At 57.8% G+C, this 26536-nt stretch carries 21 protein-coding genes and 1 pseudogene; 9 read left to right on the forward strand and 13 right to left on the reverse strand.

From position 1 onward, the window contains the following. Positions 1 to 235: 235 nt before the first annotated feature. Positions 236 to 1549 (reverse strand): CitMHS family transporter, encoded by a 1314-nt coding sequence (locus tag ORY85_RS09650; protein WP_274570924.1) that lies wholly within the window; start codon positions 1547 to 1549, stop codon positions 236 to 238. Between the two features lie 337 nt (positions 1550 to 1886). Here ORY85_RS09650 and ORY85_RS09655 point away from each other — a divergent pair, with 337 nt between their 5' ends. Continuing rightward, on the forward strand, positions 1887 to 3416 hold the full coding sequence (locus ORY85_RS09655) for a class I SAM-dependent methyltransferase (RefSeq protein WP_274570923.1): 1530 nt from the start codon (positions 1887 to 1889) through the stop codon (positions 3414 to 3416). A gap of 311 nt (positions 3417 to 3727) precedes the next feature. On the opposite strand, the gene ORY85_RS09660 is transcribed toward ORY85_RS09655, so the two are convergent. Further along, positions 3728 to 4543 carry an undecaprenyl-diphosphate phosphatase gene (locus ORY85_RS09660; protein WP_274570922.1) on the reverse strand — a complete coding sequence of 272 codons (816 nt, stop codon included), beginning with the start codon at positions 4541 to 4543 and terminating at the stop codon, positions 3728 to 3730. A gap of 519 nt (positions 4544 to 5062) precedes the next feature. On the opposite strand from ORY85_RS09660, the gene aceE reads away from it, so the two are divergent. From aceE to lpdA, 5 genes are all read left to right on the forward strand, one after another. After that, entirely contained in the window at positions 5063 to 7741 is a 2679-nt protein-coding gene (aceE, locus tag ORY85_RS09665) for a pyruvate dehydrogenase (acetyl-transferring), homodimeric type (RefSeq protein ID WP_274570921.1), read from the forward strand. Between the two features lie 316 nt (positions 7742 to 8057). Beyond that, entirely contained in the window at positions 8058 to 8210 is a 153-nt protein-coding gene (locus tag ORY85_RS09670; protein WP_338578487.1) for an SMR family transporter, read from the forward strand. 44 nt (positions 8211 to 8254) lie between these two features. After that, positions 8255 to 9892 carry a dihydrolipoyllysine-residue acetyltransferase gene (aceF, locus tag ORY85_RS09675; RefSeq protein ID WP_274570920.1) on the forward strand — a complete coding sequence of 546 codons (1638 nt, stop codon included), beginning with the start codon at positions 8255 to 8257 and terminating at the stop codon, positions 9890 to 9892. 125 nt (positions 9893 to 10017) lie between these two features. After that, complete coding sequence (locus ORY85_RS09680; protein ID WP_274570919.1) at positions 10018 to 10734, forward strand: aspartate/glutamate racemase family protein; 717 nt, start codon at positions 10018 to 10020, stop codon at positions 10732 to 10734. A gap of 49 nt (positions 10735 to 10783) precedes the next feature. After that, positions 10784 to 12589: a dihydrolipoyl dehydrogenase gene (gene lpdA, locus ORY85_RS09685; RefSeq protein ID WP_274571008.1), complete on the forward strand. Its 1806-nt coding sequence runs from the start codon at positions 10784 to 10786 to the stop codon at positions 12587 to 12589. Between the two features lie 98 nt (positions 12590 to 12687). Here lpdA and ORY85_RS09690 read toward each other — a convergent pair whose 3' ends face one another. From ORY85_RS09690 to ORY85_RS09735, 11 genes and pseudogenes are all read right to left on the reverse strand, one after another. Then, positions 12688 to 13128 carry a CopD family copper resistance protein gene (locus ORY85_RS09690; RefSeq protein WP_274570918.1) on the reverse strand — a complete coding sequence of 147 codons (441 nt, stop codon included), beginning with the start codon at positions 13126 to 13128 and terminating at the stop codon, positions 12688 to 12690. Positions 13129 to 13391: 263 nt separating this feature from the next. Continuing rightward, positions 13392 to 13880, reverse strand: coding sequence for a DMT family transporter (locus tag ORY85_RS09695; protein WP_338578051.1), 489 nt, complete (start codon positions 13878 to 13880; stop codon positions 13392 to 13394). Between the two features lie 55 nt (positions 13881 to 13935). Continuing rightward, positions 13936 to 14298, reverse strand: coding sequence for an EamA family transporter (locus ORY85_RS10605; RefSeq protein ID WP_367575886.1), 363 nt, complete (start codon positions 14296 to 14298; stop codon positions 13936 to 13938). Between the two features lie 142 nt (positions 14299 to 14440). Then, positions 14441 to 14596: pseudogene (locus ORY85_RS09700) on the reverse strand (class I SAM-dependent RNA methyltransferase); the annotation flags it as partial. A gap of 191 nt (positions 14597 to 14787) precedes the next feature. Beyond that, entirely contained in the window at positions 14788 to 15213 is a 426-nt protein-coding gene (locus ORY85_RS09705) for a hypothetical protein (protein ID WP_274570917.1), read from the reverse strand. A 614-nt stretch (positions 15214 to 15827) separates the two neighbouring features. Beyond that, the gene (locus tag ORY85_RS09710) at positions 15828 to 16796 is read right to left on the reverse strand and encodes an ElyC/SanA/YdcF family protein (RefSeq protein ID WP_274570916.1); all 969 of its coding nucleotides are present in this window, start codon (positions 16794 to 16796) and stop codon (positions 15828 to 15830) included. A 573-nt stretch (positions 16797 to 17369) separates the two neighbouring features. Further along, the gene (locus ORY85_RS09715) at positions 17370 to 18779 is read right to left on the reverse strand and encodes a dihydrolipoyl dehydrogenase (protein ID WP_274570915.1); all 1410 of its coding nucleotides are present in this window, start codon (positions 18777 to 18779) and stop codon (positions 17370 to 17372) included. Between the two features lie 428 nt (positions 18780 to 19207). Next, positions 19208 to 19957 carry a glutathione peroxidase gene (locus tag ORY85_RS09720; protein WP_274570914.1) on the reverse strand — a complete coding sequence of 250 codons (750 nt, stop codon included), beginning with the start codon at positions 19955 to 19957 and terminating at the stop codon, positions 19208 to 19210. 364 nt (positions 19958 to 20321) lie between these two features. Then, the gene (locus tag ORY85_RS09725; RefSeq protein WP_274570913.1) at positions 20322 to 21077 is read right to left on the reverse strand and encodes a 1-acylglycerol-3-phosphate O-acyltransferase; all 756 of its coding nucleotides are present in this window, start codon (positions 21075 to 21077) and stop codon (positions 20322 to 20324) included. A 48-nt stretch (positions 21078 to 21125) separates the two neighbouring features. Then, positions 21126 to 21947 (reverse strand): bifunctional DNA-formamidopyrimidine glycosylase/DNA-(apurinic or apyrimidinic site) lyase, encoded by an 822-nt coding sequence (gene mutM, locus ORY85_RS09730; RefSeq protein ID WP_274570912.1) that lies wholly within the window; start codon positions 21945 to 21947, stop codon positions 21126 to 21128. Between the two features lie 27 nt (positions 21948 to 21974). Continuing rightward, complete coding sequence (locus tag ORY85_RS09735; RefSeq protein ID WP_274570911.1) at positions 21975 to 22607, reverse strand: CoA pyrophosphatase; 633 nt, start codon at positions 22605 to 22607, stop codon at positions 21975 to 21977. 441 nt (positions 22608 to 23048) lie between these two features. Here ORY85_RS09735 and ORY85_RS09740 point away from each other — a divergent pair, with 441 nt between their 5' ends. The 3 genes from ORY85_RS09740 (at position 23049) to ispE (ending at position 26531) form a co-directional block, all read left to right on the forward strand. Beyond that, positions 23049 to 24857: a M48 family metallopeptidase gene (locus ORY85_RS09740; protein ID WP_274570910.1), complete on the forward strand. Its 1809-nt coding sequence runs from the start codon at positions 23049 to 23051 to the stop codon at positions 24855 to 24857. A 235-nt stretch (positions 24858 to 25092) separates the two neighbouring features. After that, on the forward strand, positions 25093 to 25683 hold the full coding sequence (locus tag ORY85_RS09745; protein WP_274570909.1) for an outer membrane lipoprotein LolB: 591 nt from the start codon (positions 25093 to 25095) through the stop codon (positions 25681 to 25683). Next, positions 25680 to 26531 carry a 4-(cytidine 5'-diphospho)-2-C-methyl-D-erythritol kinase gene (gene ispE / locus ORY85_RS09750; RefSeq protein WP_274570908.1) on the forward strand — a complete coding sequence of 284 codons (852 nt, stop codon included), beginning with the start codon at positions 25680 to 25682 and terminating at the stop codon, positions 26529 to 26531. Before ORY85_RS09745 ends, ispE begins: the two co-directional genes overlap by 4 nt. The last annotated feature ends 5 nt before the right edge of the window (positions 26532 to 26536 follow it).

A 26536-nucleotide genomic window follows, 5' to 3' on the forward strand; every position in this document is an offset into this window, starting at 1 on the left:
GGCGGGTCAAGGCGAAGGCTGTGGGCGCAGACATCGTCGGATTTCTTTGATTTTAACGGATGGTAAATATAAAGAACCCGAAACGGGCTGACGCAAATGATGATGACTGTGGCTCAAAGATACTGTGAAGTTTTGTTAAAATCCTTCGAGTCTGTAATATATCAGCCTGTAATATATAAGGCCGTCTGAAAACGAGCGAAGCGAGTTTTCAGACGGCCTTCCGCCAGCCCGGTGTTTAGGGCAGCGGAACCACGCCGATGGCGACGGCACTCAGCAGTGTGAGCAGCGACAGCGCCCAAATCCAGAAAAACGAGTAGCGGATGTGCCGCCCCATAGAAAGCTGCGCCAGCCCCAAACCCATCCACAGGGCGGGCGAGAGCGGGGTAACAAAGGTGCCGACGATACTGCCGATCAGCATGGCGTAACCGGCGGCGGTGGGCGGCACGCCTGCCTGCGACGTAATCTGTTCCACAATCGGGAACAGGCCGAAATAATAGGCATCGGTGCTCAATACCAATTCCAGCGGAACGCCCAGAATACCGATGATGATGTGCAGATAGGGCAGTGCGGCATCGGGCAGGACGGCCACCAGACTGTTGGCAATCGCTTCCAGCATACCCGATCCTTTCAGAATACCCAGGAACGAACCGGCTGCCAGAATGATGCTGGCCATCATAATCGCGCCGCCCGCATGGGCGTTAATCCGCCCGATCTGTTCTTTGGGGTTGCGGTAGTTGATGAGCAGCACCAGTGAGGTGGCAATCATAAATACATAGCCGGGCGGCAGCAGGCCGGAGAACAGCAGCGTCATGGTCAGGGCAAACAGTACCACATTGAGCCAAAACAGCTGCGGGCGGGCCAGGGCGGCTTCTTCCGCCGTCAGATTGGCAGGTGTCAGCAGGACACCGGTATGCGCGGTTGTGCCGTGTTCCGCTTCAATCCGCTTTTTCTCGCGCAGCCCGAGAAAGAGTGCCAGCGCGGCAATATAAGTGATGCCGATAATCTGTACGGCAAACAGCGGCCGGTACAGTTCGCCCACATCCATCTGCAATACCGTCGCCACGCGCCCCGTCGGGCCGCCCCAGGGCAGCATATTCACCACGCCCGCACTGGCGGCCAGCAGCAGAAACAGCAGGTACGGATTCATATTCAGCCGTCTGTACAGCGGCAGCAGCGCAGGCACCACCAGCAGAAAGGTGGTCGCACCCGCACCGTCCAACTGGGCGATAACGGACACAAACACCGTGCCGACGCTGACGGCGACAATATTGCCGCGCGTCAGTTTGACCAAGCCGTTGATCAGCGGGCGGAACAGGCCGACATCGCTCATAATGCCGAAAAACAGAATCGCGAAAATAAACATAATCACGATCTGGATGACCGAGCGTGTACCGTCGGTATAAAACTCTTTGATTTGGCCGAAATCGAAGCCTGCCGCCAGAGCACCGGCCAGCGGTACCAGAATCATCGCAATGACGGGCGACACTTTTTCTGTCAGCAGCAGCGCGACAATCAGCAGAATAATGGACAGACCGATAAAAGTCAGCATAAACACTCCCGTCGGATTGGCCGGACCGCAGCAAACGGCATGATGCCGCCGCTGCGGGTGCACATGGTAGCGGTATAAATCATTGTGGAAATTTATTTTTTTCTTCGGCTTTGGGGCAGACCGCGCCGAAACCGCGCACACAATAATTCATTAAGATTTGTTATGTCAATACTGCTTATGGTTAAGGCAGGCGGCAGGCCGTCTGAAAAACCCGGGCGGCAGATATGCCCGAACCCGGCAGGCGGGCCGCAGAAGCGTTCCGCTGCTTCCGCCCGCCCCGCATATCATTTAAAATGACGGGGTTTCCGGACAAAATTGGATAAACGAAAGGATTTTGATGTCAAACTGGAATGAGGGCTACACCAGCGATATAACCTACACCTACGGCTACTATCCCGAATTGTCGCCGCAGTCCCTGACCGTACCGTTTCTCAACGCCGGCATCGCCCCGCCGAAAATCACCCGTGCCTGCGAGCTGGGTTTCGGGCAGGGCGTATCCGTCAATATCCATGCCGCCGCAGGCGGCGCGCAATGGTACGGTACCGACTTCAATCCCGCGCAGGCACAGTTTGCCCGCCATTTGGGCACACAGGGCGGCACTGCGGAAAAACTCCATATTGCCGACCAGAGCTTTGCCGAATTTTGCGCCCGCGACGATCTGCCCGAGTTCGACTTTATCGGCCTGCACGGCATCTGGTCGTGGATTTCCGACGAAAACCGCCGCATCATTGTCGATTTCCTGCGCCGAAAACTCAAAGTCGGCGGCGTACTCTACATCAGCTACAACACGCTGCCCGGCTGGTCGGCCAACGCTCCGCTGCGTCACCTGCTGGCCGAATACGACCGCCACGCTTCGGCAGCCGATTCCCGCCAGAGCAGCATTGTGCAGGCCGTCGGCCGCACGCGCGAAGCCCTCAAATTGAGCCACCGCCTGACCGAGCAGGTGCCGGGTATTGCCGCCCGTGCCGACTCGCTGGCCGAAGCCAACGTCAATTATCTTGCCCACGAATATTTGAACGGCGACTGGCACCCCATGTACTACACCCAGATTGAAAACAGCCTGCAAGCGGCCAAACTGACTTATGTCTGCTCTGCTTCCTATCTGGACGATTATGACGACTGCCTGTTCGACGAAGCGCAGAAAGCCCATATGGCGGGTATCCACAGCTCCTCGCTGCGCCAAACCACCAAAGACTTCTTCCTCAACCGCCAGTTCCGTCGCGACTACTGGGTTAAAGGCGGCCGCCGGCTGACCGCAGGCGAAACCGCTGCCGCATGGAACGCCCAAACCGTGATGCTTGCCGGCGAACCCGGTGAGCAGATCGGTACCGTCAGCCACTACCGCACCATCCACATTCTCGAAGAGCTGCTGCAACCGCTGCTGGAACAGCTCAAAGACAGACAGCCGCACAAAGTGGCCGATCTGGCAGCTTCCCTCAAAGACAAAATGAACCCGGAACAGCTCTACGGCCTGATTTCCCTGCTGGAAGCCAAAAAGAACCTGGTTTTGGTGCAGCCCGAAGAAGAAATCAAAGCGGCCGCCAAATACTGCCGCCCGCTCAACCGCCACATTCTCGAACGTGCCCGCGACAACGGCGACATCGGCTGGCTGGCCAGTCCCGCAACCGGCAGCGGCGTGGCAGTCGGCCGCATCGACCAGCTTTTCCTGCTGGCGCATACCGAAAAAGTCAAGCAGGACAAATGGCCGCAATTCGTTTGGGATATTCTGAAAGCGCAAAACCTTTCCCTGATCCGCGAAGGCCAAACACTCAGCGGCGATGAGGCCAATCTGGCCGAATTGGTGCGGCTGAAAACCATATTTGTCGAAAAACAGCTGCCGTTGATGCAGAAGCTGCAAGTGGTCTGATTTGACAGGCCGCGCGAAAACCGGCGGGCAGTATCGGCGGTGGGATTCCGCCGCTGTTTGGTTTCGCCGGATTCGGGAATCCGGCCTGCGCCTGTAACTGAAAAAAGGCCGTCTGAAAACCGCACTTCACGGTTTTAGACGGCCTTTCCCTGCCGGTTTGACTGCCAAACGGTAAAAATAAAGGCAAGCAGGTCGGATACTAGTATCCGACAATCAGTCAGTTGAAACCGGGCAGAAAAGCCGTACCAAGACCAAGGCCGTCTGAAACCGGATAACGCGGTTTTCAGACGGCCTTGATTTTGACCGGCAGCCTACTGCCAAACAGTAAAATACAGAATCACCAGCAGCCCCAGTACGATGCGGTACCAGCCGAAGACTTTGAAATCGTTGTTTTTGATATAGGCCATCAAAAATTTAATGGCCAAAATGCTGACGATAAAGCTGGTGAACATGCCCGTTCCCAAGACTGCCGCCTCATGTGCGCTGAATGCGAATCCGTGTTTGGCGATTTTGAGCAGGCTGGCGCCGAACATCACCGGAATGGCGAGAAAAAACGTGAATTCGGCGGCGGTTTCGCGGCGCAGCCCCAAGGCGATGCCGCCCAGAATCGTGGCGCCCGAGCGGCTGGTGCCGGGAAAAACAGCGGCAATCAGCTGGAACATGCCGATCCAGAACGCGTGTTTATAGCCGATTTCGTTCAAATCATTCACATGCGGGCGCAGGGACTGGTTGCGGTTTTCAATCGCGATAAAGGCCATACCGAACAGAATCAGCATCACGGCCACCGTCCAAGGATGGTAGAAATAGGCATCGATGGCATCGTTGAACAGCAGGCCGACCACGGCGGCAGGTACGCAGGCGAGCAGGATTTTTGCCCACAGTGCCACTTTGTCCGGCAGCAGGCGCATACCGCGGCCGAACGGCCAGAATTTGGGGAAATACAGCAGCACCACCGCCATAATCGCCCCCAGCTGGATCACCACCAGAAACATGCTGACAAATTCGGGTGTCATGTTCAGGCGGACAAACTCGTCCAGCAGAATCATGTGGCCGGTGGAGCTGATGGGCAGCCATTCGGTAATCCCCTCGACAATACCGAACAGCACGGCCTTGAAAATTTCGGTCATAAAAAATCCCGTTGCGGAAAGAAAGCGCGTTAGTTTACCTGATTTGGCACTTTTTTTCCGCCCTGCGGCGGCAGGGTGTACGCGGTTTGACTTTTTACTTACTTTAACAGCACGGCCGTCGGCGTTTGGCGGCAGTGGGTGTGATTGTTCGGATTCGTTTGTTTTCTTTTATGTATGTTTTCCGGTGGGTTGGAGTTGATTTGTTTTCGTATTGAAAAGGCCGCTTCCCAACCGTACCGCAGGGCGTTCAGACGGCCTGTCGGGGCGGCTGTCCGTCTATTTGCCTGAACAGGCTTTTGCTGATAGCATTCGACCATATTCCGCCCCGGTATCCGGCCGTCTTTTTGCGGTTTGCGGGGTGTTTTCAACTGATTGAAAAATATAATGTTTCCATTCTGTTTCCTGCGGCGGCGGGATGGCGCGGAAAAGTTCGGAAGCGAAAGTAATACAGAGACCGTACGGTGTGGCGTACGCCGCCGGTCTGTCATCAACTCGAAAACGTAAATTGAAGGGATTGCTATGTCCGTCGCGAAACATGATGTGGATCCGATCGAAACCCAGGAATGGCTGGACGCGTTAAGCTCGGTTCTGGAAGTGGAGGGCGAGAGCCGCGCCCATTTTCTGTTGGAACAATTGGTGAAATACACCCGTCGGCGCGGTGTGCATATGCCGTTTGATGCCACTACGGCCTATCTGAACACTATTCCGGTGGGAAAAGAGCAGAAATCGCCCGGCAATCACGAGCTGGAACACCGTATCCGTGCCGCGATCCGTTGGAATGCGGCGGCGATGGTGCTGCGGGCGGGCAAAAAAGATTTGGAACTGGGCGGCCACATTGCTTCTTTCCAGTCGTCGGCCACGCTGTACGATGTCGGTTTCAACCATTTCTGGAAAGCCAAAGGCGAGGGCGAAGAGGGCGATATGATTTTCGCCCAAGGCCACGTATCGCCGGGCATTTATTCGCGTGCCTTCGTCGAAGGCCGTCTGACCGAAGAGCAGCTGGACAATTTCCGTCAGGAAGTGGACGGCAAAGGCCTCTCTTCTTATCCGCACCCGCACCTGATGCCCGATTTCTGGCAGTTCCCCACCGTCTCGATGGGTCTGGGGCCGCTGATGGCGATTTATCAGGCACGCTTTTTGAAATATCTCGATTCGCGCGGTCTCTCTAAAACCAAAGGACGCAAAGTATGGTGTTTCTGCGGCGACGGCGAAATGGACGAACCCGAAAGCCAAGGCGCGATTTCGCTGGCGGCGCGCGAGGGTTTGGACAACCTGATTTTCGTCATCAACTGCAACCTGCAACGTCTGGACGGACCGGTGCGCGGCAACGGCAAAATCATTCAGGAGCTGGAAGGCAACTTCCGCGGTGCGGGCTGGAACGTGCTGAAAGTGATTTGGGGCAGCAAGTGGGACGCACTCTTGGCGCGCGATACCGAAAACCACCTCAAACAGCGTATGGAAGAGGTGGTGGACGGCGACTACCAGACCTACAAATCCAAAGACGGCGCGTATGTGCGCGAACACTTCTTCAATACGCCCGAACTGAAAGCCATGGTGGCCAATATGTCGGACGAAGAAGTCTGGGCCCTGAACCGCGGCGGCCACGACCCGCACAAAGTCTATGCTGCCTATTATGAAGCCGTCCACAACAACGGCGGCCGCCCCACCGTGATTCTGGCCAAAACCATCAAAGGCTACGGCATGGGCGCGTCGGGCGAGGGTCAGAACGTTGCCCATCAGGCCAAAAAAATGGACAACGCTTCTTTGAAACAGTTCCGCGACCGCTTCAATATCGCCGTAACCGACGAGCAGATCGACAGCGGCAACCTGCCGTATTTCCGCTTTGCCGAAGACAGCGAAGAAATGCGCTACCTGCGCGAACGGCGCAACGCTCTGGGCGGCTATCTGCCCCAGCGCAACCCCAACAACGAAGCCCTGCCCGTACCCGAACTGTCGGCGTTTGACGCGCAGCTGCAAACCAGCGGCGAGCGCGAGTTTTCCACCACCATGGCGTTTGTCCGCATTCTGTCCACCCTGCTCAAAGACAAGCAGATCGGCAAACGCATCGTCCCCATCGTGCCGGACGAAAGCCGCACCTTCGGCATGGAAGGCCTGTTCCGCCAATACGGCATCTGGAACCCCAAAGGCCAGGTCTATACCCCGCAGGACAAAGACCAGCTGATGTTCTACAAAGAATCGGTGGACGGCCAGATTCTGCAGGAAGGCATCAACGAGCCGGGCGCGATGGCCGACTGGATTGCGGCGGCGACTTCATACGCCAACAACCGCTACGCCATGATTCCGTTCTACATCTACTATTCCATGTTCGGCTTCCAGCGCGTCGGCGACTTGGCTTGGGCGGCGGGCGATATGCAGGCGCGCGGTTTTCTCGTCGGCGGTACCGCCGGCCGCACCACGCTCAACGGCGAGGGCCTGCAACACGAAGACGGCCACAGTCAGATTCAGGCCGACCTGATTCCGAACTGCGTATCCTACGACCCCACCTACCAATACGAACTGGCCGTGATTATCCAGGACGGCCTGCGCCGCATGTATGTGGAACAGGAAAACGTGTTCTACTACCTGACCGTGATGAACGAAAACTACGCCCATCCGGCCATGCCGCAGCGTGAAGGCATCGAAGCGCAAATCCTCAAAGGCATGTATCTCTTGCGCGAGGGCGGTTCAGACGGCCTGAAAGTGCAACTGATGGGTTCCGGCGTGATTCTGAACGAAGTGGTTAAAGCCGCCGACCTGCTCAAAGCCGATTTCGGCGTGGAGGCGGATATTTGGTCCTGCCCGTCGTTCAACCAGCTGTACCGCGATGCCATCGAAGTGGAACGCTATAACCGCCTGCACCCGCTGGAAACGCCGAAAGTGCCGTTTGTCGCACAGCAGCTGCAAGGACACGCCGGCCCCGTCGTGGCCGCCACCGACTATATCCGCAGTTTCGCCGAGCGCATCCGCCATGCCGTTCCGGCCGAAAACGGCGGTTTCACCGCGCTGGGCACCGACGGCTTCGGCCGCAGCGACAGCCGCGCCAACCTGCGCGAATTCTTTGAAGTGAACCGCTACCACGTTGCCGTGGCCGCACTCTCCGCACTGGCCGCGCAGGGCAAAGTGGACAAAGAAACCGTTCAGGTGGCCATCGACAAATACGGCATCAAAACCGATACTGCACCGAGCTGGAAACGCTGAACCGTTTTCAGACGGCCTCCGTTTGACAGAGAGGCCGTCTGAAACCGCCTGAAAACGGGATTGTGCGTGTTACGCATTGTGCCGCAAGCGTGCAGCCTGTACGGCAGCGTTTGGCTGACGGCTGTTTTCAGACGGCCTGAAACGGTGTTTTGAACATCAAAACGGAGATACGGAAACGTGGGTACAGGCTGGGGTTACCTGCTGGCGGCCTGAAACCGGCGCAAAGCAGCGGTTTCCGCCGGCAGAGCGTGGCGATGGCCGCAGCATTGATGGCTGTCGGCGTTTCTGCCTGTATCTGGCGCAAAAAAGCATACCCATCGGAACCGCTTATGCCGTCTGGACGGGTATCGGCGCGGCAGGAACGTTTCCGGTGGGCGTGCCGGTCTACGGAGATGCCGCCACATTGACCCGCCGGCCGGGTATTGTACTGATTGTGTCGGGCGTGGTCGCCCTGAAAGCGGGGCATTGACTGCCCGAACCGAAATAACTGCCTTATCTTGAAGGAATCATGCAATGAGCATCATCGAAATCAAAGTCCCCGACATCGGCGGCCACAGCGGCGCAGATGTCATCGCTGTCGAAGTGAAAGCGGGCGACCGCATCGAATTGGAACAGACCCTGATTACGCTGGAAACCGACAAAGCCACGATGGACGTTCCGGCCGATGCGGCAGGCGTTGTGAAAGAAGTCAAAGTGGCCGTGGGCGACAAAGTCTCCGAAGGCAGCGTGATTGTCAGCGTGGAAAGCGAAGCAGCCGCCGAAGCTGCGCCCGCAGCGCAGGAAACACCCGCAGCCGATCCGCAAACCGCCGCTCCCGAACCAACCGCGTCTGCCGCTGCTGGCGGCACGCAAACGGTCGAAGTGCCCGACATCGGCGGCCACAGCGGTGCGGATGTGATTGCGGTGGAAGTCAAAGTAGGCGATACCGTGGCCGAAGACGATACGCTGATTACGCTGGAAACCGATAAAGCGACCATGGACGTACCGTCCACAGCAGCGGGTGTGGTCAAAGCCGTGTCGGTAAAAGTGGGCGACAAAGTGTCGCAAGGCACCGTCATTATCGAATTGGAAAGTGCGGGTAAGCCGTCTGAAAAAGCTTCTACACCGCAGCAGGCCGCAGCCTTACCGGCAAGCGCGCAAACCGCCGTACCGGTACCCGCTCAGGCTGCCCCTGCCGCGCCGTCCGCACCCAAAGCCGCATTCGGCAATACGCCGGTGAACGAGCAGAGCTTCGCCAAAGCCCATGCCGGCCCGTCCGCCCGCAAACTGGCGCGCGAATTGGGCGTGGATCTGGGTCTGGTAACGGGCAGCGGTGCCAAAGGCCGCATCATGAAAGAAGACGTCAAAGCCTTTGTCAAAGGCGTGATGCAGAACGGCGCGGCGGCCAAGCCCGCAGCGGCGGCTTCTTTGGGCGGCGGTTTGGATCTGCTGCCGTGGCCGAAAGTGGATTTCGCCAAATTCGGCGAAACCGAAACCCGCGAACTGTCGCGCATCAAGAAAATTTCCGGCCAAAACCTGTCGCGCAACTGGGTGATGATTCCGCACGTTACCCAGCACGACGATGCCGATATGACCGATTTGGAAGCCTTCCGCCAGCAGCTCAACAAAGAGTGGGAGCGCGAGGGCGTGAAACTGTCGCCGCTGGCGTTCATCATCAAAGCCTGCGTCAAAGCCCTGCAACAGTTCCCCGAATTCAATGCCTCGCTCGACGGCGACAATCTGGTGCTGAAAAAGTATTACCACATCGGTTTTGCGGCGGATACGCCCAACGGTTTGGTGGTGCCCGTGATTAAAGATGCCGATAAAAAAGGTTTGAAAGAAATTTCGCTGGAATTGGGCGAGTTGAGCAAAAAAGCGCGCGACGGCAAGCTCAAACCGCAGGAAATGCAGGGCGCGAGCTTCACCATTTCCAGCTTGGGCGGCATCGGCGGCACGTACTTTACGCCGATTGTGAACGCACCCGAAGTGGCGATTTTGGGCGTGTGCAAATCGCAGACCAAGCCCGTATGGAACGGCAGAGAATTTGTGCCGCGCCTGATGTGCCCGCTGTCGCTGTCGTACGATCACCGTGTAATCGACGGTGCCGCCGCCTGCCGCTTTACCACGTTCTTGGGACAAGTGCTGGCCGACTTCCGCCGCGTGCTGGTGTAACGGAGCTGTGATGAAACGGCCGCAATCCGGGCGGCCTGCCCAGTTTCCACCTGCGGAAACCCGCGTTTTTCAGACGGCCTGACGGTTTTCAGGCCGTCTGAAAAACCAGATTGGAGAGAACCGTCATGAAGAAAATCGGTTTGGTCGGCGGATTGAGCTGGTTGTCCACCGCCGAATACTACCGCCGCCTCAACCAGTTGGCACGACAGGTGCGCGGCGGCCACTATACCGTCGATATTGTGTTGGAAAGTCTGGACGAAGGTGCGTTTTTGGCCGCGCAGGCGGGGGAAAACGGCGAAGAAGCCTGTCTGCGGCTGGTGTCCGATGCGGTCGGCCGTTTGCGCCGGAGCGGGGCGGAAGTCATCGCTTTCTGTGCCAACGGAATCCACCGCTTTGCCGATGCGGTGGCCGCCGAACACGGTATCAGGCCGCTGTCGATTGCCGCTGCGGCCGCACAGTATGCCGCAGACCGGGCATGGAATGATGTGGGGGTTATCGGTGTGGCGAAAACCATGCAGGGGACGTTTTATCCCGCCGCGCTGGCACAGGCCGGTTTGCGCTGTACGGTACCGCAGGCGCAGGAACAGGCACAGATTCACCGGACCATTGTCGAAGAAATGGTATTGGGCGTTTTCTCGGACCGCAGCCGCGATATGCTTGCCGACATCATCCGCCGTATGGATACCCGAGCGGTGGTTCTGGCCTGCACCGAATTGCCGCTTCTGTTTGCGCTGGGCGACGAAACCGAATCTGATCTGGGCGGTACCGCGCTGATTTCCAGTACCGAAGTGCACTGCCGCAGCATTATCCGCGCGGCGGCAGGCAGTCCTAGTGCCGTTTGAGGATTCAGACGGCCTTTTAGAATGAAACTTTTAACATGAAAGTGGAATGATGGGTTTGATTGAATTGACCGTCCCCGACATCGGCGGACACGAAAACGCGGACATTATCGCTGTGGAAATCCAAGCAGGGGATACTGTTGCTTTGGACGATACTTTGATTACCTTGGAAACCGATAAGGCAACCATGGACGTGCCGGCCGAAGCGGCGGGCGTGGTCAAAGAAGTGAAAGTGGCCGTGGGCGGAAAAATTTCCGCAGGCGGCGTGATTGCTGTGATTGAAGCGGCCGGTGCGCAAGTGGATGCACCGAAAGCGCAAGAGCAAACGGCCGCCGAACCGGAGACACCGAAAGCCGAAGCGGCACCGGTGCCGCAGGCTGCCGCTTTCGGCGGTCAGGCCGATGCCGAATACGATGTGGTGGTATTGGGCGGCGGGCCGGGCGGTTATTCGGCTGCGTTTGCCGCCGCCGATGCCGGTTTGAAAACGGCGGTTGTCGAACAGTATGCCACTTTGGGCGGCGTGTGCCTGAATGTGGGCTGTATTCCGTCCAAAGCCCTGCTGCACAATGCGGCGGTGATTGACGAAGTGAAACATCTGGCGGCCAACGGCATCAAATACCCCGCGCCCGAAATCGATGTCGATATGCTGCGCGGCTACAAAGACCAAGTCATCGGCAAGCTGACCGGCGGTTTGGCGGGCATGGCCAAAGCGCGTAAAGTGGATATTGTGCGCGGGCGCGGCGAATTTGTGTCGCCCCACCACATTCAAGTGTCGCTGACCGAATCGGCCCAATACGGACAGGCAGACGAAACGGGCGAAACACGCACGCTGGCGTTTAAAAATGCGATTATCGCCGTGGGCAGCCGTGTGGTAAACCTGCCGTTTATCCCGCAGGATCCGCGGATTGTGGACAGCACGGGCGCATTGGAACTGCGCCAAAACGGCGGCAAACTGCCCGAAAAAATGCTGGTTATCGGCGGCGGCATCATCGGCCTGGAAATGGGCACGGTATACAGCACACTGGGCGCGCGCCTCGATGTGGTGGAGATGATGGACGGCTTGATGCAGGGCGCCGACCGCGATTTGGTCAAAGTGTGGGAAAAAATGAACGCCCACCGCTTCGACAACATCATGACCAATACCAAAACCGTAGCCGTGGAAGCCAAATCAGACGGCATCTACGTTACCTTTGAAGGCGAAAAAGCGCCGAAAGAACCGCAGCGTTACGATATGGTGCTGGTGGCGGCCGGCCGTGCGCCCAACGGCAAACTGTGCGGCGCGGAAAAAGCGGGCGTGGCCGTGGGCGAGCGCGGCTTTATCGAGGTGGACAAGCAGCAGCGCACCAATGTACCGCATATTTACGCCATCGGCGATGTGGTAGGCCAACCCATGCTGGCACACAAAGCCGTTCACGAAGGCCATGTGGCGGCGGAAAACTGTGCCGGACACAAAGCCTATTTCGATGCGCGCGTGATTCCGGGCGTGGCCTACACCGACCCCGAAGTGGCTTGGGTGGGCGTAACCGAAGAAACCGCCAAGCGCGACGGCATCAACATCACCAAATCCGTATTCCCGTGGGCGGCCAGCGGCCGCGCGATTGCCAACGGCCGCGACGAAGGCTTTACCAAGCTGATTTTCGACGCTGAAACCGGCCGCATCATCGGCGGCGGAATTGTCGGCACCCACGCGGGCGATATGATCGGCGAAATCTGTCTGGCGATTGAAATGGGCTGTGATGCGGAAGACATCGGCAAAACCATTCACCCGCACCCGACTTTGGGCGAGAGCATCGGCATGGCTGCCGAAGTGGCTTTGGGTGTCTGTACCGACCTGCCGCCGCAGAAGAAAAAGAAATAAACAGTGCTGCTATAATCAACAGGCTGCCTGAAAATTCAGGCAGCCTGTTTATCCGTGTCTTTCAGGCCGAGGTTGGCCCAATCCCTTTCAGGCTGCTTTCAGCCAAAATAAAACATGGATTTGGCCAACAGCACAATCAGCAGCATTTGGATTAAAACCGCCGTGTGGATGTATTTCGACCATGCGGCGGTTAAAGTCTGCGTCCGCATTTTGTATACCGCAATGACAAAGTGGCACAAAATGCCGGCTGCCAACAGCAGTTTCAAGCTCAATTGAAGCCCGAATGCAGATGCAAACGGATTGGACAGAATACTGCCGTAACGGTGCAGCATCAGCAGACCGGAGACAAACAGCACCAATACGATAAACGGCATCACTTTGACGGCACGGCGCGATATCGCGGCGTGTGCTTCGCGGCGGGCATCGCGCGAAATACCGTGCAAGGCACTTAAAATCAATGCTTCAAAAATCACGCCGCCGACAAAGGCGATGGCGCAAAACAGATGGAGAATGTGGGCATAGGGGTAGAGTGCGGACATATGATCAACTTTCAGGCCGGAGCCCGGTCACGGCTTGGATTCAGGAACAACCGGTGGTTCGGCGCACGGTTGAGGGGGCTTTGGACGTATTCCATATATTGTCATGCGGCCCCACAACGCGGCAGTTACGTATGCTGCCGGGAGCGGGCAGATGCGGCCAAGCAGATATGCATCCGTGCCCGCGCCGACTCATCAAATAAAGGTTTCCCGAATGACCCCCCTCCTTTAATCTAGACAAATCAAATTTTTTTAAATCGTAACTATTATGTCCGTTCATTTATCCCTCTATAAAAAAGACTGACATAAGAACCTAACAAAATCAAAAAAATACCGATACCGGAAAATAAATTGAAATGATATTCTTGCATAACACTGGAAATCATAATAGCAACTATAGGGAACAAACTTGTTGCTATTGCAGCCTTATCTGCACCAGACTCTTTAATGAGATTTAAATATAAAATAAATACAACTGCTGTACAAAAAATCGACAAATATAAAAGTGACAAAATATACTCAACGCTCATAATCACTGTAAAATCATAACCAAAATATAAGACCATGATAGCAGAAATAATCCCGCCATAGATAAGCCCCCACGACGTAGATGATACAACATCAATACCCTGCTTACTCATATGAGAGGACATGATATTACCTATTGATACTAAATAAGTTGCAATTACAGTGTATAGAACACCTTTCCATATGCTATTAATCTGTTGATAACTAAACAAATCATTGTAGAACAAAAGAAAAGTGCCTAAAATCCCTAGGAATCCACCAATCAGTACTTTTTTTCAACGCTTATATTAAAAAAATATACTGATTTATAGAATTAAAAATAATAAGAGTAGAGAAAATAATTGCAACTAATCCACTGCTAATATATTCAGTTGCTAAATAAAAAAATAAATAATTAATCGAAAACAAACATCCACCTAAGACGCTTACCTTTAGATGATTTTTAATAGATGCTATCTTGATATTGGTGCAATAAAAAAGATTTTTATAAATTAGTAGAAATATAGCGGCTATTACTATCCGATAAAAAACCGAAACTAATACCGGTGTCCCGTTTAATTGAAATGTAATCGTATACCAAACTGTCCCCCATAGTAATATAGTGAAAAACAACAGTGCTAATCTTTTTGATGCCGACAACATCATTCTTCCCTCTATTCAAACTAATACCTTTTCACATAAGGAGATAGGAATCATCTATTCAGTGCATAATAATTTAATTTACAATAGATTTTGGGAACAGGCAGCCTGCAAGCGGTTTGGCAAAAAGTTGCAGGCTGCCTGAAATTTATTTGCGGTTGCTGCCTGAAACCATGTCCAACAGAAACAGGCGGCAATTCAAGTTGCCGTTGTATAAGGGGATTTTGCGTTTCGGTTTCAGGCGCATCAGCTTGGGCAGATCCATATCGTCGGAAAATAGGGCAGCCGTCCGTCTGGCATAGTGTAGCAGCGCAGGTCAGATTCTCGAATCCGCCATTTTTGTGAATCCGGTATTCGGGTTGGGCGTTCTGTCGGATACCGGTATCCGACCTACGTTCAGGCGGCCCGAATGGCACAAAGGCCGTCTGAATCGGGAACGGTAATACGCAGCCGGTGAGCCGGATACCGGTATCCGGCCTGCCCGTATTGCGGCGCTTACTGTTTCATCAATAAGCGGGCAATCACATTGTCTATTTGCTGCTGCACGTTGTCTGACGGGTCGGGACGGTAACGCAGGCTGGCAACCGGATGGTCGGGCGTGCGGATCAATACGGACATCTGGGTCAGGGATTGTGCATTGCCGGCAGTGCTGTAACGCAGGTTGTATCGGCACTCTTTTTCGTAGAGACGCTTGCGTTGTGCCGGCAGGCTGACGGTTTCGCTGTCGATGCCGTTCTGTTGGAGTGCTTGGGCGATGCGGCTGCTGAGTTCGGGTTGTGCGGCTTTGGGATTGTCGATAATGCAGATATAGCGGATTTCGGACAATTGGCTGCCGCTGGTGCCCAATTTGGTCTGATTGTTGGCACAGGCGGTCAGACCGGCGGCAGCGGCCAGAAGCAGCAGGGGTTTACGGAACATCATTTTTCTCCTGTTTGAGTCATCGGGAAAGTACGGTGCCGACTATACCATAAACCGCATTGGCGATGAGCTTGGTCTGAAATCTGAGGTCGGGCGGCAGGCCGGGACGGTGCGGAATACTCGCACGTAGGTCGGATTCTCGAATCCGACGTTTTTGAAAATCCGGTATTCGGGCGGGATTTTATGTCGGATACGGAGTATCCGACCTACGTTCAGGCCGTATGAATCGGGAATGGGGAAAACCGCAGTCAGAGCGGGCATTGGGATTACAGCTTGGCGGCGGCATTGCGCAGGGCAGCAGTGTAGGGCGGATTATCGAATCCGACGTTTTTGTGAATCTGGTACGGGCAGTTTTATGTCGGATACCAGTATCCGACCTACGTTCTGCGTTCAGACGGCCTGAATGGCACAAAGGCCGTCTGAATCGGGAACGGAAAGCCGTGTAGGCCGGATTTTCAAATCCGACAGCCAATCCAAACAGTCGGGACGGTTATCCGCCCCGACTGTTTTGCAGCCTCGCTGTGTGTGTTGTAGCCGTGCAGAAATAGTGCGCAGCACTATATTTAGCTTCGCAGAAACGGCGCGGCGCACCGTTTTCAGACGGCCCGGCCGGCGGTTTATTCAAACCGCTTGAACTCGCTCAAACGGTACAGGCCGAAAGCGCGGGCGGTGTTGACATAAGTGTAGCGTGCCCGTTCGTGCTGCTTTTCGGTAGAAGGCAGGGGGCCGCCGCCGACTCCGTCAACCTGAATCGGGTAACCGGCATAGCGTGCGTAGGCTTCCAGCGAAGCGGCAGCCCGTGCGATGTGCCGGCGTGTGGCGACGGCCAGCACTTTGTTCAGGCCGTTTGCTTTCAGGATTTCGACCATGCGGATGACGTTGCCGTGTGTGTCGCGCGCTTGCGGTTCGAGAATGAGGCGGCTGCGGGCGATACCGTTTTCCGCCAGCCATTTGGCCATGACATCGGCTTCGGCATACGGCGTGCGCACCGGGCCGCCGCTCAGAATCAGTTTGGCATTCGGATATTTCCGTGCCATTTCTTTGGCTTTTTCCAAACGGTGCAGCAGGCTTTCAGACGGCGTACCGTCGGGATTGGGCGATTCGCCGAAAACGGCGATGGTATCGAATGTAATCGGGCGGGTCGGCTGTGTACTGTAAGGATGGTTAATGGCTTGTTCGGTAAAGGCCAGAAATTCGGCAACGGTTTGTGCCGCCGCAGGCGAGCGTTTTTGCAGGGCGTTCAGACGGGCGGCCACCTGTTCTTTGTCGTCCAGCGCGGCGGCGGCAACGATGCTGACACCCAGCGCGTGCAGGTCATCGGGCCGGCGGCGCAGGATTTGATCCAGTTGCGACAGGGCTTCGCGGTATTGCCCGTTGAGCAGGTAGACTTCGGCCTGCATACGGTAGGTGTTGAGATAGTCGGGGCGGGCTTGGGCTTTGAGGTCGAGACTGCGGTAGAGATCCTGCCACTGCCAGCGGCGGTATTGGATGACTTGTTCGCGCAGATAGGGATCGTTTTCGTAATCGGGGGAGTAGCGCGGAATCAGGTTTTCAATGGCTCTGCCCCGTCCGTCCGGTGCGTTCATCACGGGTGCGGGCAGCGGTTCGGTGTATGTCGGTGCGACGGTTTTTGCGGGGGGGGGTAATGGTACTGCATGCTGTCAGTGTGAGCAACAGCGCCGAGCATAGTGCCGGATAGGCGGTTTTCATCATGGTTTTTCCTCAATATCGGTGGATAGATTGTCTGCCTGCACCCGGCGGGAAGGGTACGGCTGCGCGGAGCAGGCCGACCGGTATCTTAAAGGATGCGCATGACGTGTTTTTGACAGCCTGTTTTCAGACGGCCTTTTCAGGGCTTCGGCCGTCTGAAAACAGAAGCGGGAATGTAGGTCGGATTCTCGAATCCGACTTTTTGAATCCGGTATATGCGGGCCGTTTGGTGTCGGGTACGAGTATCCGACCTGCGTTCGGACGGCCTGAATGACACAAAGGCCGTCTGAAAAGGGAAGCACAGCGTAGGTCTGATTCTCGAATCCGACATTTTTGTGCATTCGGTATTAGGACGGGGTTTCATGTCGGATACGGAGTATCCGACCTACGTTTAGGCCGTCTGAATCGGGAACGGAAAAAGCCCCGCGGTCAGGGCGGGGCGTTGGGGATTACAGCTTGGCGGCGGCATCGCGCAGGGCGGTACGCAGGCCTTCTTCGATAACGGGGTGGTAGAAAGGCATATCCAGCATCTGCGGCACGCTCATGTTCATTTGGTGCGCCCATGCGAGCAGGTGGGCCAAGTGTTCGACGGCCGGGCCGACGGCTTCCGCGCCCAGCAGGCGGCCGTCTGATTTGGCTGCATAGACGCGCAGGCAGCCTTGATTGACCCGCATCACGCGGCTGCGTCCCTGATTGCGGAATGAGACGCTGCCCGTAACATAACCGCTTGTGCCGTACTGTTTTTCCACTTCGGCAAAACGCAGACCGACGGTGGCGATTTGCGGGTCGGAAAATACAATCGCCAGCGGGCTGCGGCGCAGGCCTTTTTCGATATGCGGGTAGCGGCCGGCGTTGTCGCCCGCGATTTTGCCCTGATCGGCCGCTTCATGCAGCAGCGGCAGCTGGTCGGAAGCATCGCCCGCGATAAAGATGTGGGGGATGCCGGTCTGCATGGTGTGCGGGTCGGCTGTCGGTACGCCGCGCGCATCGGTGGCGATATTCAGATTTTCCAGGCCGATGTTGTCCACATTGGGGCGGCGGCCGGCGGCGGACAGCAGGTAGTCGGCGGCAAACCGGCCGCTGCGGCCGTTTTTGTCTTGCCATTCAATCTGCACTTTGCCGTTGCTGTCGAGCGAAACGGCGGTTTTGTCCATATCCAGATTGAGATGCAGCGGAAATTCTTCCGCAAATACCGTACGCGCTTCTTCGAGAACATCCGGATCGCTCAGGCCGCCGATATTGCCGCTGCGGCCGAATACGGCCGTGCGCACGCCCAGGCGGTGCAGTGCCTGGCCGAGTTCCAAGCCGATGACGCCCGTACCGAATACGGCCACGCTTTCGGGCAGGGTGTCCCAGGAAAATACGTCGTCGTTGATAATCAGACGGTCGCCCAAGGCCTGCCATTGCGGCGGCACGACGGGGCGGGAGCCGGTGGCGATGACGATGCGTTTGGCCGTGATTTCGGTGTGGCCGTCGATGTGCAGGGTATGCGCGTCGATAAAGCAGGCATGTCCTTTGATGCGCCTGTCTTCCGGCCAGGCCTCCACATCTTCCAAGACAAAACCGACAAAGCGGTCGCGCTCGGCTTTCACGCGCGCCATCACGGCGCGCCCGTCGGTCTGCACGCTGCTTTTATCGAGACGGATACCGAACGGCTCGACGGCAAGGGCATGATGGCGGGCTTCGGCGGCGGCAATCAGCAGCTTGGACGGCATACAGCCGACGCGGGCGCAGGTGGTGCCGAAAACATGGCTCTCAATCAGATAAACATTGTCGGTATGGCGGCGGGCGTTGCGGAATGCGCCCATACCGGCGGTGCCGCCGCCGATAACGGCCACGTCTGCGCGGATTTTTTTCATTGCGGTGTCCTTATTCATGCCGTCTGAAAATCAGGCGGGCGGTTTTTTGCGCTGTCCATTCACTTTTGACGGGTTCTGGCGTTGCGAAAACCCGCTTCGCCCGTTCAGACGGCTTGGGTGGTACGGTAAAAGGTAGGTCGGATTCTTGAATCCGACAGAGTGGTGCGGCGTTGTCGGATACAGGTATCCGACCTACTTGTTGTCTGTTGTGCGGTATCAGGTGTAGGTCGGATTTTTAAATCCGACAGGGTTGTACGGCAATTTCGGATACGGGTATCCGACCTGCCGGTTATGTCGCCCGCTTTCAGACGGCATCAGGCGGTGTATGGCAGGGTGGGAAGCAGTTGTTCAGGCAACATGGGGCGGTGTTGCCTGAACAACCGCAGCTGTTCAGGAGGCTGTTAAACCCGATGGCTGTTCAGACGGCCTTATCCGGCGAAATAGGCTGCCAGCTCGTCGCTGCCGCCGATGTGCTTGCCGCCGATAAAGACTTGCGGAACAGAAGTTTTGCCGGTAATGGCGCGGACGGAAGTGGTAGACGCGTCTTTACCCAAAACGATTTCTTCGTAGGCCAGCCCTTTTTCTTCCAGCAGGGCTTTGGCTTTGGCGCAGAAGGGGCAGCCCGGTTTGGTGAAAACGGCAACCGATTCCTGTGCTTTCCATTGCGGATCGATGTATTTGAGCATGGTGTCGGCATCGGATACTTCAAACGGGTCGCCGTCTTTGACCGGCTCGATAAAGGCTTTTTCGATGACGCCGTCGTCGACCAGCATGGAATAACGCCAAGAGCGGTCGCCGAAGCCCAGTTGTTCTTTGGAAACCAGCATACCCATGCCGCGCGTGAAATCGCCGTTGCCGTCGGGAATCACGACGATGTTTTCGGCTTCCTGATCGGCCAGCCAGGCGTTCATGACGAATGTGTCATTGACGGAAACGCACAAAATGCTGTCCACGCCGCGCGCGTAAAATTCTTTGGCCAGTTCGTTGTAACGCGGCAGGTGCGTGGAAGAGCAGGTCGGGGTGAATGCGCCGGGCAGCGAGAATACGGCCACTTTTTTGCCTTTGAACAGCTCGTCGGTGGAAACGTCCACCCAAGCGTCGCCCTGGCGGGTGTGGAAAACGGCAGACGGTACTTTTTGGCCTTGCAGATCGGCTTCGGTTTTGATGGTGATACCCATAACTGGACTCCTTGTTTCAATAAACATGATGGAAAACGGCCGCAGAGCGGCGATGTCGGCAGACAGTATAACAGGCCGGTGTGATGTGTATAATTTATTGTCCAAATAAATTTAATAATCAAAAACTATTATTGGCCGTCTGAAACGGATTGGGTTTTGCAATCGTCATTTGTCGGATTCAAGAATCCGACTACGGAACGGATATGGTCGGCAATCGCAGTAACAAGTAGGTCGGATACTTGTATCCGACACCTCGGCACAACCCTGTCGGGTTCGGGCATCCGGCCTGCGGCTGATTTTACAGGCGTGGAGAAACGTTCGGCGGGGGGATTCTTCAATCCGGTCCGGCCGCACTCTGCCCGTTTCAGACGGCCTGTCCGACCACGACGCGGATCTGCCGTTCGGCTTCGTCTTTGGCCGCATAGCGGTCGCTGACGCTCAGCGGCGGCAGCACGTCGGCATAAAGTTCGATGGCGGGCATGGAGACGATGCGCCATAGTGAGACTAGCAGATGAGTGTGGCCGGTGTATGACGGCAGCGTGCTGCGGCGGCCGTTGTGGTCGCAGTAGCGCAGGGCAACCGGCTGGACAAGGGCGCCGGTGTCGGCTGCCGACTGAAACAGCGCGGCTTTGAACGGCAGCACGTTCAGGCCGTCTGATGTTTGCGCTTCGGGGAAAAAACAGACGTTTCGGCCGTTTTGCAGCGCGGCGGCCACGGCGCGGTTGATGCCGTCCACATCTCTGCGTTCGCTGCGGTTGATAAAGACCGTGCCGACATTGGCGGCCATGCGGCCGATCAGCGGCCAGCGGCGGATTTCCTGTTTGGCGATAAAGCCGGCGGGCAGCAGGGCGGCCAGGGCGAAAATGTCCAGCCAGGAAACATGGTTGGCGACGATGAGTGTACCCGTGGCGGCAGGCGGCAGGCGGATTTCGTCGGCGTGCAGGCGGATATTGAGAATGGCGAGGGCGCGGCGTCCGGCTCGGGCAACCAGCGCGTTGCGCTGCGCCTGATCGGCGGTATTGAGACGGCTGATTTGCCAGGCGGTAGACAGCAGCCAGAAGAGCAGGCGGATCAGGCGTTGGAAACGGGTAAACAGCGTTGTGGTTTCGGGTCGGGGCATAAAGGTTCCTGTCGGGTGGTTCGGTGCATGATGAAGACGGCGGCGGTTTCAGGTTTGGCAGGCGGGGCAGTAAAATGAACTGCGCTGCCCGATTATCTGTTTGGCAACCGGTGTGCCGCAGCGCGGGCAGGGCAGTTGGTGGCGGCCGTAAACGGCGTATTCCTGCTGGAAATAGCCGCTGTTGCCGCTGCTGTCGACAAAATCGCGCAGGGTGCTGCCGCCTTTGGCAATCGCGCGCGCAAGCACGGTTTTGATCTGTGTACACAGGGCGGCCGCTTCGTTTTCGCTGACGTCGCAGGCCGGACGGTGCGGCGCGATGCCTGCATAAAACAGACTTTCGTTGGCGTAAATATTGCCCACGCCCACCACCACACGGTTGTCCATCAGCACGCTTTTCACTGCGCTGCGCCGTTTTTGCAGCGCGGCAAACAGATAACCGGCATCAAAATCGTCTGCCAGCGGCTCGGGTCCCAGATGCGCCAGCAGCGGGTGGGTTTCGGGTGCACCCGCATACCACAACACCATACCGAAGCGGCGCGGGTCGCGATAACGCAGTATCAGGCCGTCTGAAAACACGATGTCCAGATGGTCGTGCCTGCCTGCGGCGGGTGCGGTATCGGGGCGGAATACGCGCAGGCTGCCCGACATGCCCAGATGAATCAGCACGATGCCGGCGGGAAACTCGATCAGCAGATATTTGGCGCGGCGGCGGCAGCGGCGCACCGTTTGGCCGCACAGCGTGTCATGCAGGCCGGGCGGCACGGGCAGGCGCAGCTTCGGTTGGCGCACGGTCAAGGCGGCCACGCTTCGGCCTTCGATATGCTGCGCGATACCGCGCAGGGTGGTTTCGACTTCGGGCAGTTCGGGCATGGGCGGATTTTCTGTAAACGGCCGGATTCAGGCCGGCGGGTTGGCAGGGAAAAAGCCGTGGAGGCGGTTGGCCTCGGCCAGCGCGTATAACATGGCGGCGGTCAGCCCCCAGATGTCGTGCCGCCCGAACGGCAGTTCGTACACCGGATACGGCGCAGCAGCAAATCCGGCGCGGATACGGTAGTTTTCGGGGTTCAGCGCCCGGGTCAGCGGCAGATAAAACACTTCGGCCACTTCGTTTTCAGACGGCCGCACCGTCAGGCTGCGGCGGCTCAGCGCGGGCACGGCCGATACGGCATAGCCGGACGGACTGTACAGCGGCGGCATGGGGGAAAACGTCTGCCATACCGCCGGGGGCGTACCGATTTCTTCGTGGGCCTCGCGCAGGGCGGTGGTAGTCAGGTCGGTATCGCCCGCATCGCGCCGTCCGCCGGGCAGGGCGGTTTGGCCGGTGTGCTGCCGTAATGTGCTGCTGCGGCGCGTCAGAATAATGTGCGGGCGGTTTTCGTGCGGTACCACGCCCAACAGTACTGCTGCTTCCTGCCATCTGCCGGGTGGCGGCAGCGCGCGGTTCCGCCCGTGCAGGTGCGCCGGCGGCAGACCGGAGAGTGAAGCGAGCAGTGCGGTCAAAGCGGTGTCGGCAGAATCGGAGTCGGGCATGTCCATAAAAACAGCAGTTAAAAATAGGCCGTCTGAAAACGAGCGCAGCGGGTTTCTGCGAAGCTAAAACGAGCGCAGCGGGTTTCTGCGCGGCGGGTAGGCCGGATACAGGTATCCGGCGGTTACGTTCACCCGGTATACCCGTATTCGGCTGCCGCATTTCCTGTCCTGTCGGATTCCGGCCTGCGTCTTGAAACAAAAGATGAAGCGGCAATCCTCTACACACAGCTGAGGAACCGGCCTGCCTGCGTTTGGCGCCCGAAGCGCAAGCGGAAAAGCGGTTTTTGCGCGCTGAAAACCGGGCAGCACGGTTTCAGACGGCATCTCGGGGCGGCTGCGGGCGATTGTAGCGCGAAGCGTGCCGTCCCGCCAGCAGCGGCCACGGCAGGAGCGGTTTGTGATAAAGTGGAAGCGTTTGGGTCAAATCACAGCAGGAGGACGATGATGGCGGCATGGAAAAAACAGCTTGGGGCAGTTTGGGCGGCGGTATGGATAGGGCTGCCTCAGGCTGAGGCCGAAACCGTAACCGTCTCAGAACCGCCCCCGCAGATGATTATCCGGCGCAGCCACGGTGAAGTCGAAGATCCTGCCCGCCTGAAAGCCATTACCGACCGCAGCAACCATCTGTTTTCGCTTTTTCTGGCCGAGCTGTCGTTGCAGCGCGGCAACGCCGCTCCCGCGCTGGGGACTTATCTGACCATGCTCGAACGCACCAAAGATACCGAAGTGGCCGAACGGGCGATGGATATGGCGGTCGGTTTGAGTGCGTTTGATGTTGCAGAATCGGTCTACCGCCGCTGGGTGGCGTTGGAGCCTTCGCCCGGCGCGGCTTTGCGGCGGATAACGTGGGCGCGCAATATGGTGCGCGGTGATTTTGAACAGGCTGCCGCAGAGTGGGACGGCGCGCTGGGTCAGGCGGACGACGGCCGCCAGCGGCAGATGTTCCTGCTGGCCGCACAGACAGCCGTACAGAGCCGGCAGGCGGCGGCCGTATTGGAAGACAAAATCCACCGCGCCGCGCTGGCACGGCCGGAGATGCCGGAAGCGGCGGTGGCCGATGCCGTTTTCAGTGTATTGAACGACCGAGGCAGCCGTACGGTGGCGGCCCTGCACCGACTGGCCGCCGCAGACGGCGAACTGTTGCCGCCCACCGAGCTGACGCTGCGCCTGATCAGTCGGCGCCGGCCGGAAATTCTCGGCCGCTTCTTCCAAAGTGCGGAGCTGCCGAAGCTGCCGCCCGTATGGCGCGAGTTGCGGGTGGCGGCGTTGGCGGCCGACGGTAAAACCGATGAAGCGGACGCTTTACTGAAACAGCTGCTGGCCGAAGCGCCGAGTGCCGAACTGTATATTCAGGCCGCACTGTTGGAGGGTGCACGCAAAAGCGGCCGCGCGCAAACCGTCCATTATCTGGAACGCGCCTATCAGAGCGGTACGCAGGAGCAGCAGAGCCGTGCCGCCGTTGCGGCGGTGCTGGCTGCTTTGGAAGACAAGGATATTGCCGCTGCCGGAAAATGGCTGGCGCGTATCCGTGCTGCCGAATATGCGTTCGACAAACTGTTTTTGCAGGCTGCTCTGGCGCAGACAAAAAGCGAATGGGGGCAGGTGCGCCGTCTGGCCGAACAGGCACGTGCCCAGCCTTCGCAGGAAGGGCGCTTTTTTACGGAAGAAGATTTTTTCGGTCTGTATCTGGAGGCATTGGCGCGTGAACAAGATGCACGGCGCGTGCTGCCGGTACTCAACCGTCTGTATCGGGAAGCGCAGCGGGCAGGCCGTACGGAACGCGCACTGGACGTGCTTTACCGGCGCGGCCTGCTGTATGCCGACCGCCTGAATAATCCGCGAGCCGCTTTGGCCGATTTCCGCCAGGTGGCCGACAGCCGCCCGAATACCGAGTCGCTGAACGCGCTGGGCTATACCATGTTGCAGGTGCCGGGCGAAGATTTGGAACGGGCTTTCGGTCTGATTCAGACGGCATACAGTCAGGAACCCGAATCTGCCGCCGTCAATGACAGTATGGGGTGGGCGTATTTCAAGCGCGGCGATGCCCGCGCCGCCCTGCCGTATCTGGAATATGCCTACCGCGAGCTGCCGCACGGCGAAGTGGCGGCGCACTTGGGCGAAGTGCTGCTGGCCTTGGGCGAGAAAGAACGCGCGCTGGCGGTATTCAAACAGGGATTGGCGGGCGAGGGCGCGGAGCTGGTGCGTGCCGCTATGCGCCGTTTGGGCATCAAACTGCCTGCCGCCCGTTGACGGCAGCCGGTTTGCCATGGCCGGTATGCCGTCTGAAAAAGGCGTACCGTCGGGCGGCTTGCGCAGGGTGTTTTCAGACGGCCTTTGACAAGCGGCGGTGTGGGCAGCGGTGACTGAGACCGTTTGCCGTTTTGCGGCGAAGGCCGTCTGAACGGCGGTTCGGAAGGATTGGATGCCGTATTTTGGATTTGCCCGTTTCAGACGGCCTTGGGAAGGAATGATGAAAGGAAAAAAGATGTGGAAAACAGCTTTGGCGGCCGCTGCCGTTTTGCTTTTGGCCGCTTGTGCCGTACCGCGTCCGCAAAGTGCCGCCAACTGGCAGCCGCAGCGCGGCAGTGCGGGATTCAGTGCCGTAGGCCGTTTGTCGGCGCAGAAAGACGGGACGGGTTTTCATGCCTCGTTCGACTGGAACCGGCAAAACGGGGTGGAAACCATAGACATCAATACACCGCTGGGCAATACGGTGGGCAGCCTGTGTCAGGACAGATTGGGCGCATTGGCGGTGGATGCCGCCGGACGGCGTAGCGAAGCGGCCGATGCGCGCCAATTGAGCGGCCGTCTGCTGGGCGTTACTCTGCCGGTTGAATATCTGCGCGTATGGGCACACGGGCAGTGGGTGGAAGGCGTGCCGCACCAAATTCTGCCCGACGGCAGCCTGCGCCAGCAGGAATGGACGGTGCGCCGCAGCCTGAATGCGGCCGGCGGCATACGCCTGCTGGAAGTGGCGGGCAATCAGATGAGCCTGCGTCTGGTGTTCGACAGCATGGAAACGGCGGCCGATGATGCGCAGCCGCCGTCCCTGTGTGCCGTGCGGGAGGCGGCATGACGGCACAGAGCTATGAAGCGTACCCCGCGCCGGCCAAGCTGAATCTGGATTTGCGCATTACCGGCCGCCGTGCCGACGGGTATCACGAACTGGAAAGTATTTTCTGCCTGATCGGTTTGTCGGATACGGTTTGGCTGCGCCTGCGCGATGACGGCCGGATTGTCCTGCACAACCCCACCGGCGTGCCGGCCGAACAGGATTTGGCCTATCGTGCTGCCGCCGCTTTACAGCCGTTTGCCCGCGGCGGTTCGGGGGTGGAAATCCGTTTGGACAAACGCATTCCCGCAGGCGGCGGTTTGGGCGGGGGCAGTTCCGATGCGGCGACAGTGCTGATGGTGCTGAACCGCCTGTGGCAATGCGGGTTAAGCCGTGCGGATTTGGCCGCACTGGGCTTGAAGCTGGGGGCGGACGTGCCGTTTTTCCTGTTCGGCCGCCATGCCTTTGCGCGCGGCGTGGGCGAACGTTTGGCGCCTATCGACCTGCCGTTTCAGTGGTATGTGGTGGTCCGCCCGCCGCAACATGTGGCAACGGCGGCGGTGTTCGGCCACCCTGATCTGCCGCGCAACAGCACGCCTGCCGCCCGTGCCGATTATTGGGCCTTGCAGCCGCTGCGCAACGATATGCAGGGCGTGGTGCTGGCGCAATATCCGGCGGTGGCGCAGGTTTTCCGTGCTTTGTCCGCATTCGGCGAACCGCGTCTGACCGGTTCGGGATCCTGTCTGTTTCTGGCGTTCGACAGCCGTCAGGCGGCAGCCGAAACCGCAGAACAACTGACGGTGGATGGGGAAGTTTGGTGTGTGCCGCAGCTGGCGCAGCACCCGCTGGCGGATTTCATGCCTGATTTTTAAGAAAA

The sequence above is a fragment of the Neisseria leonii genome (assembly GCF_028776105.2).
GTDB lineage: Bacteria > Pseudomonadota > Gammaproteobacteria > Burkholderiales > Neisseriaceae > Neisseria > Neisseria leonii.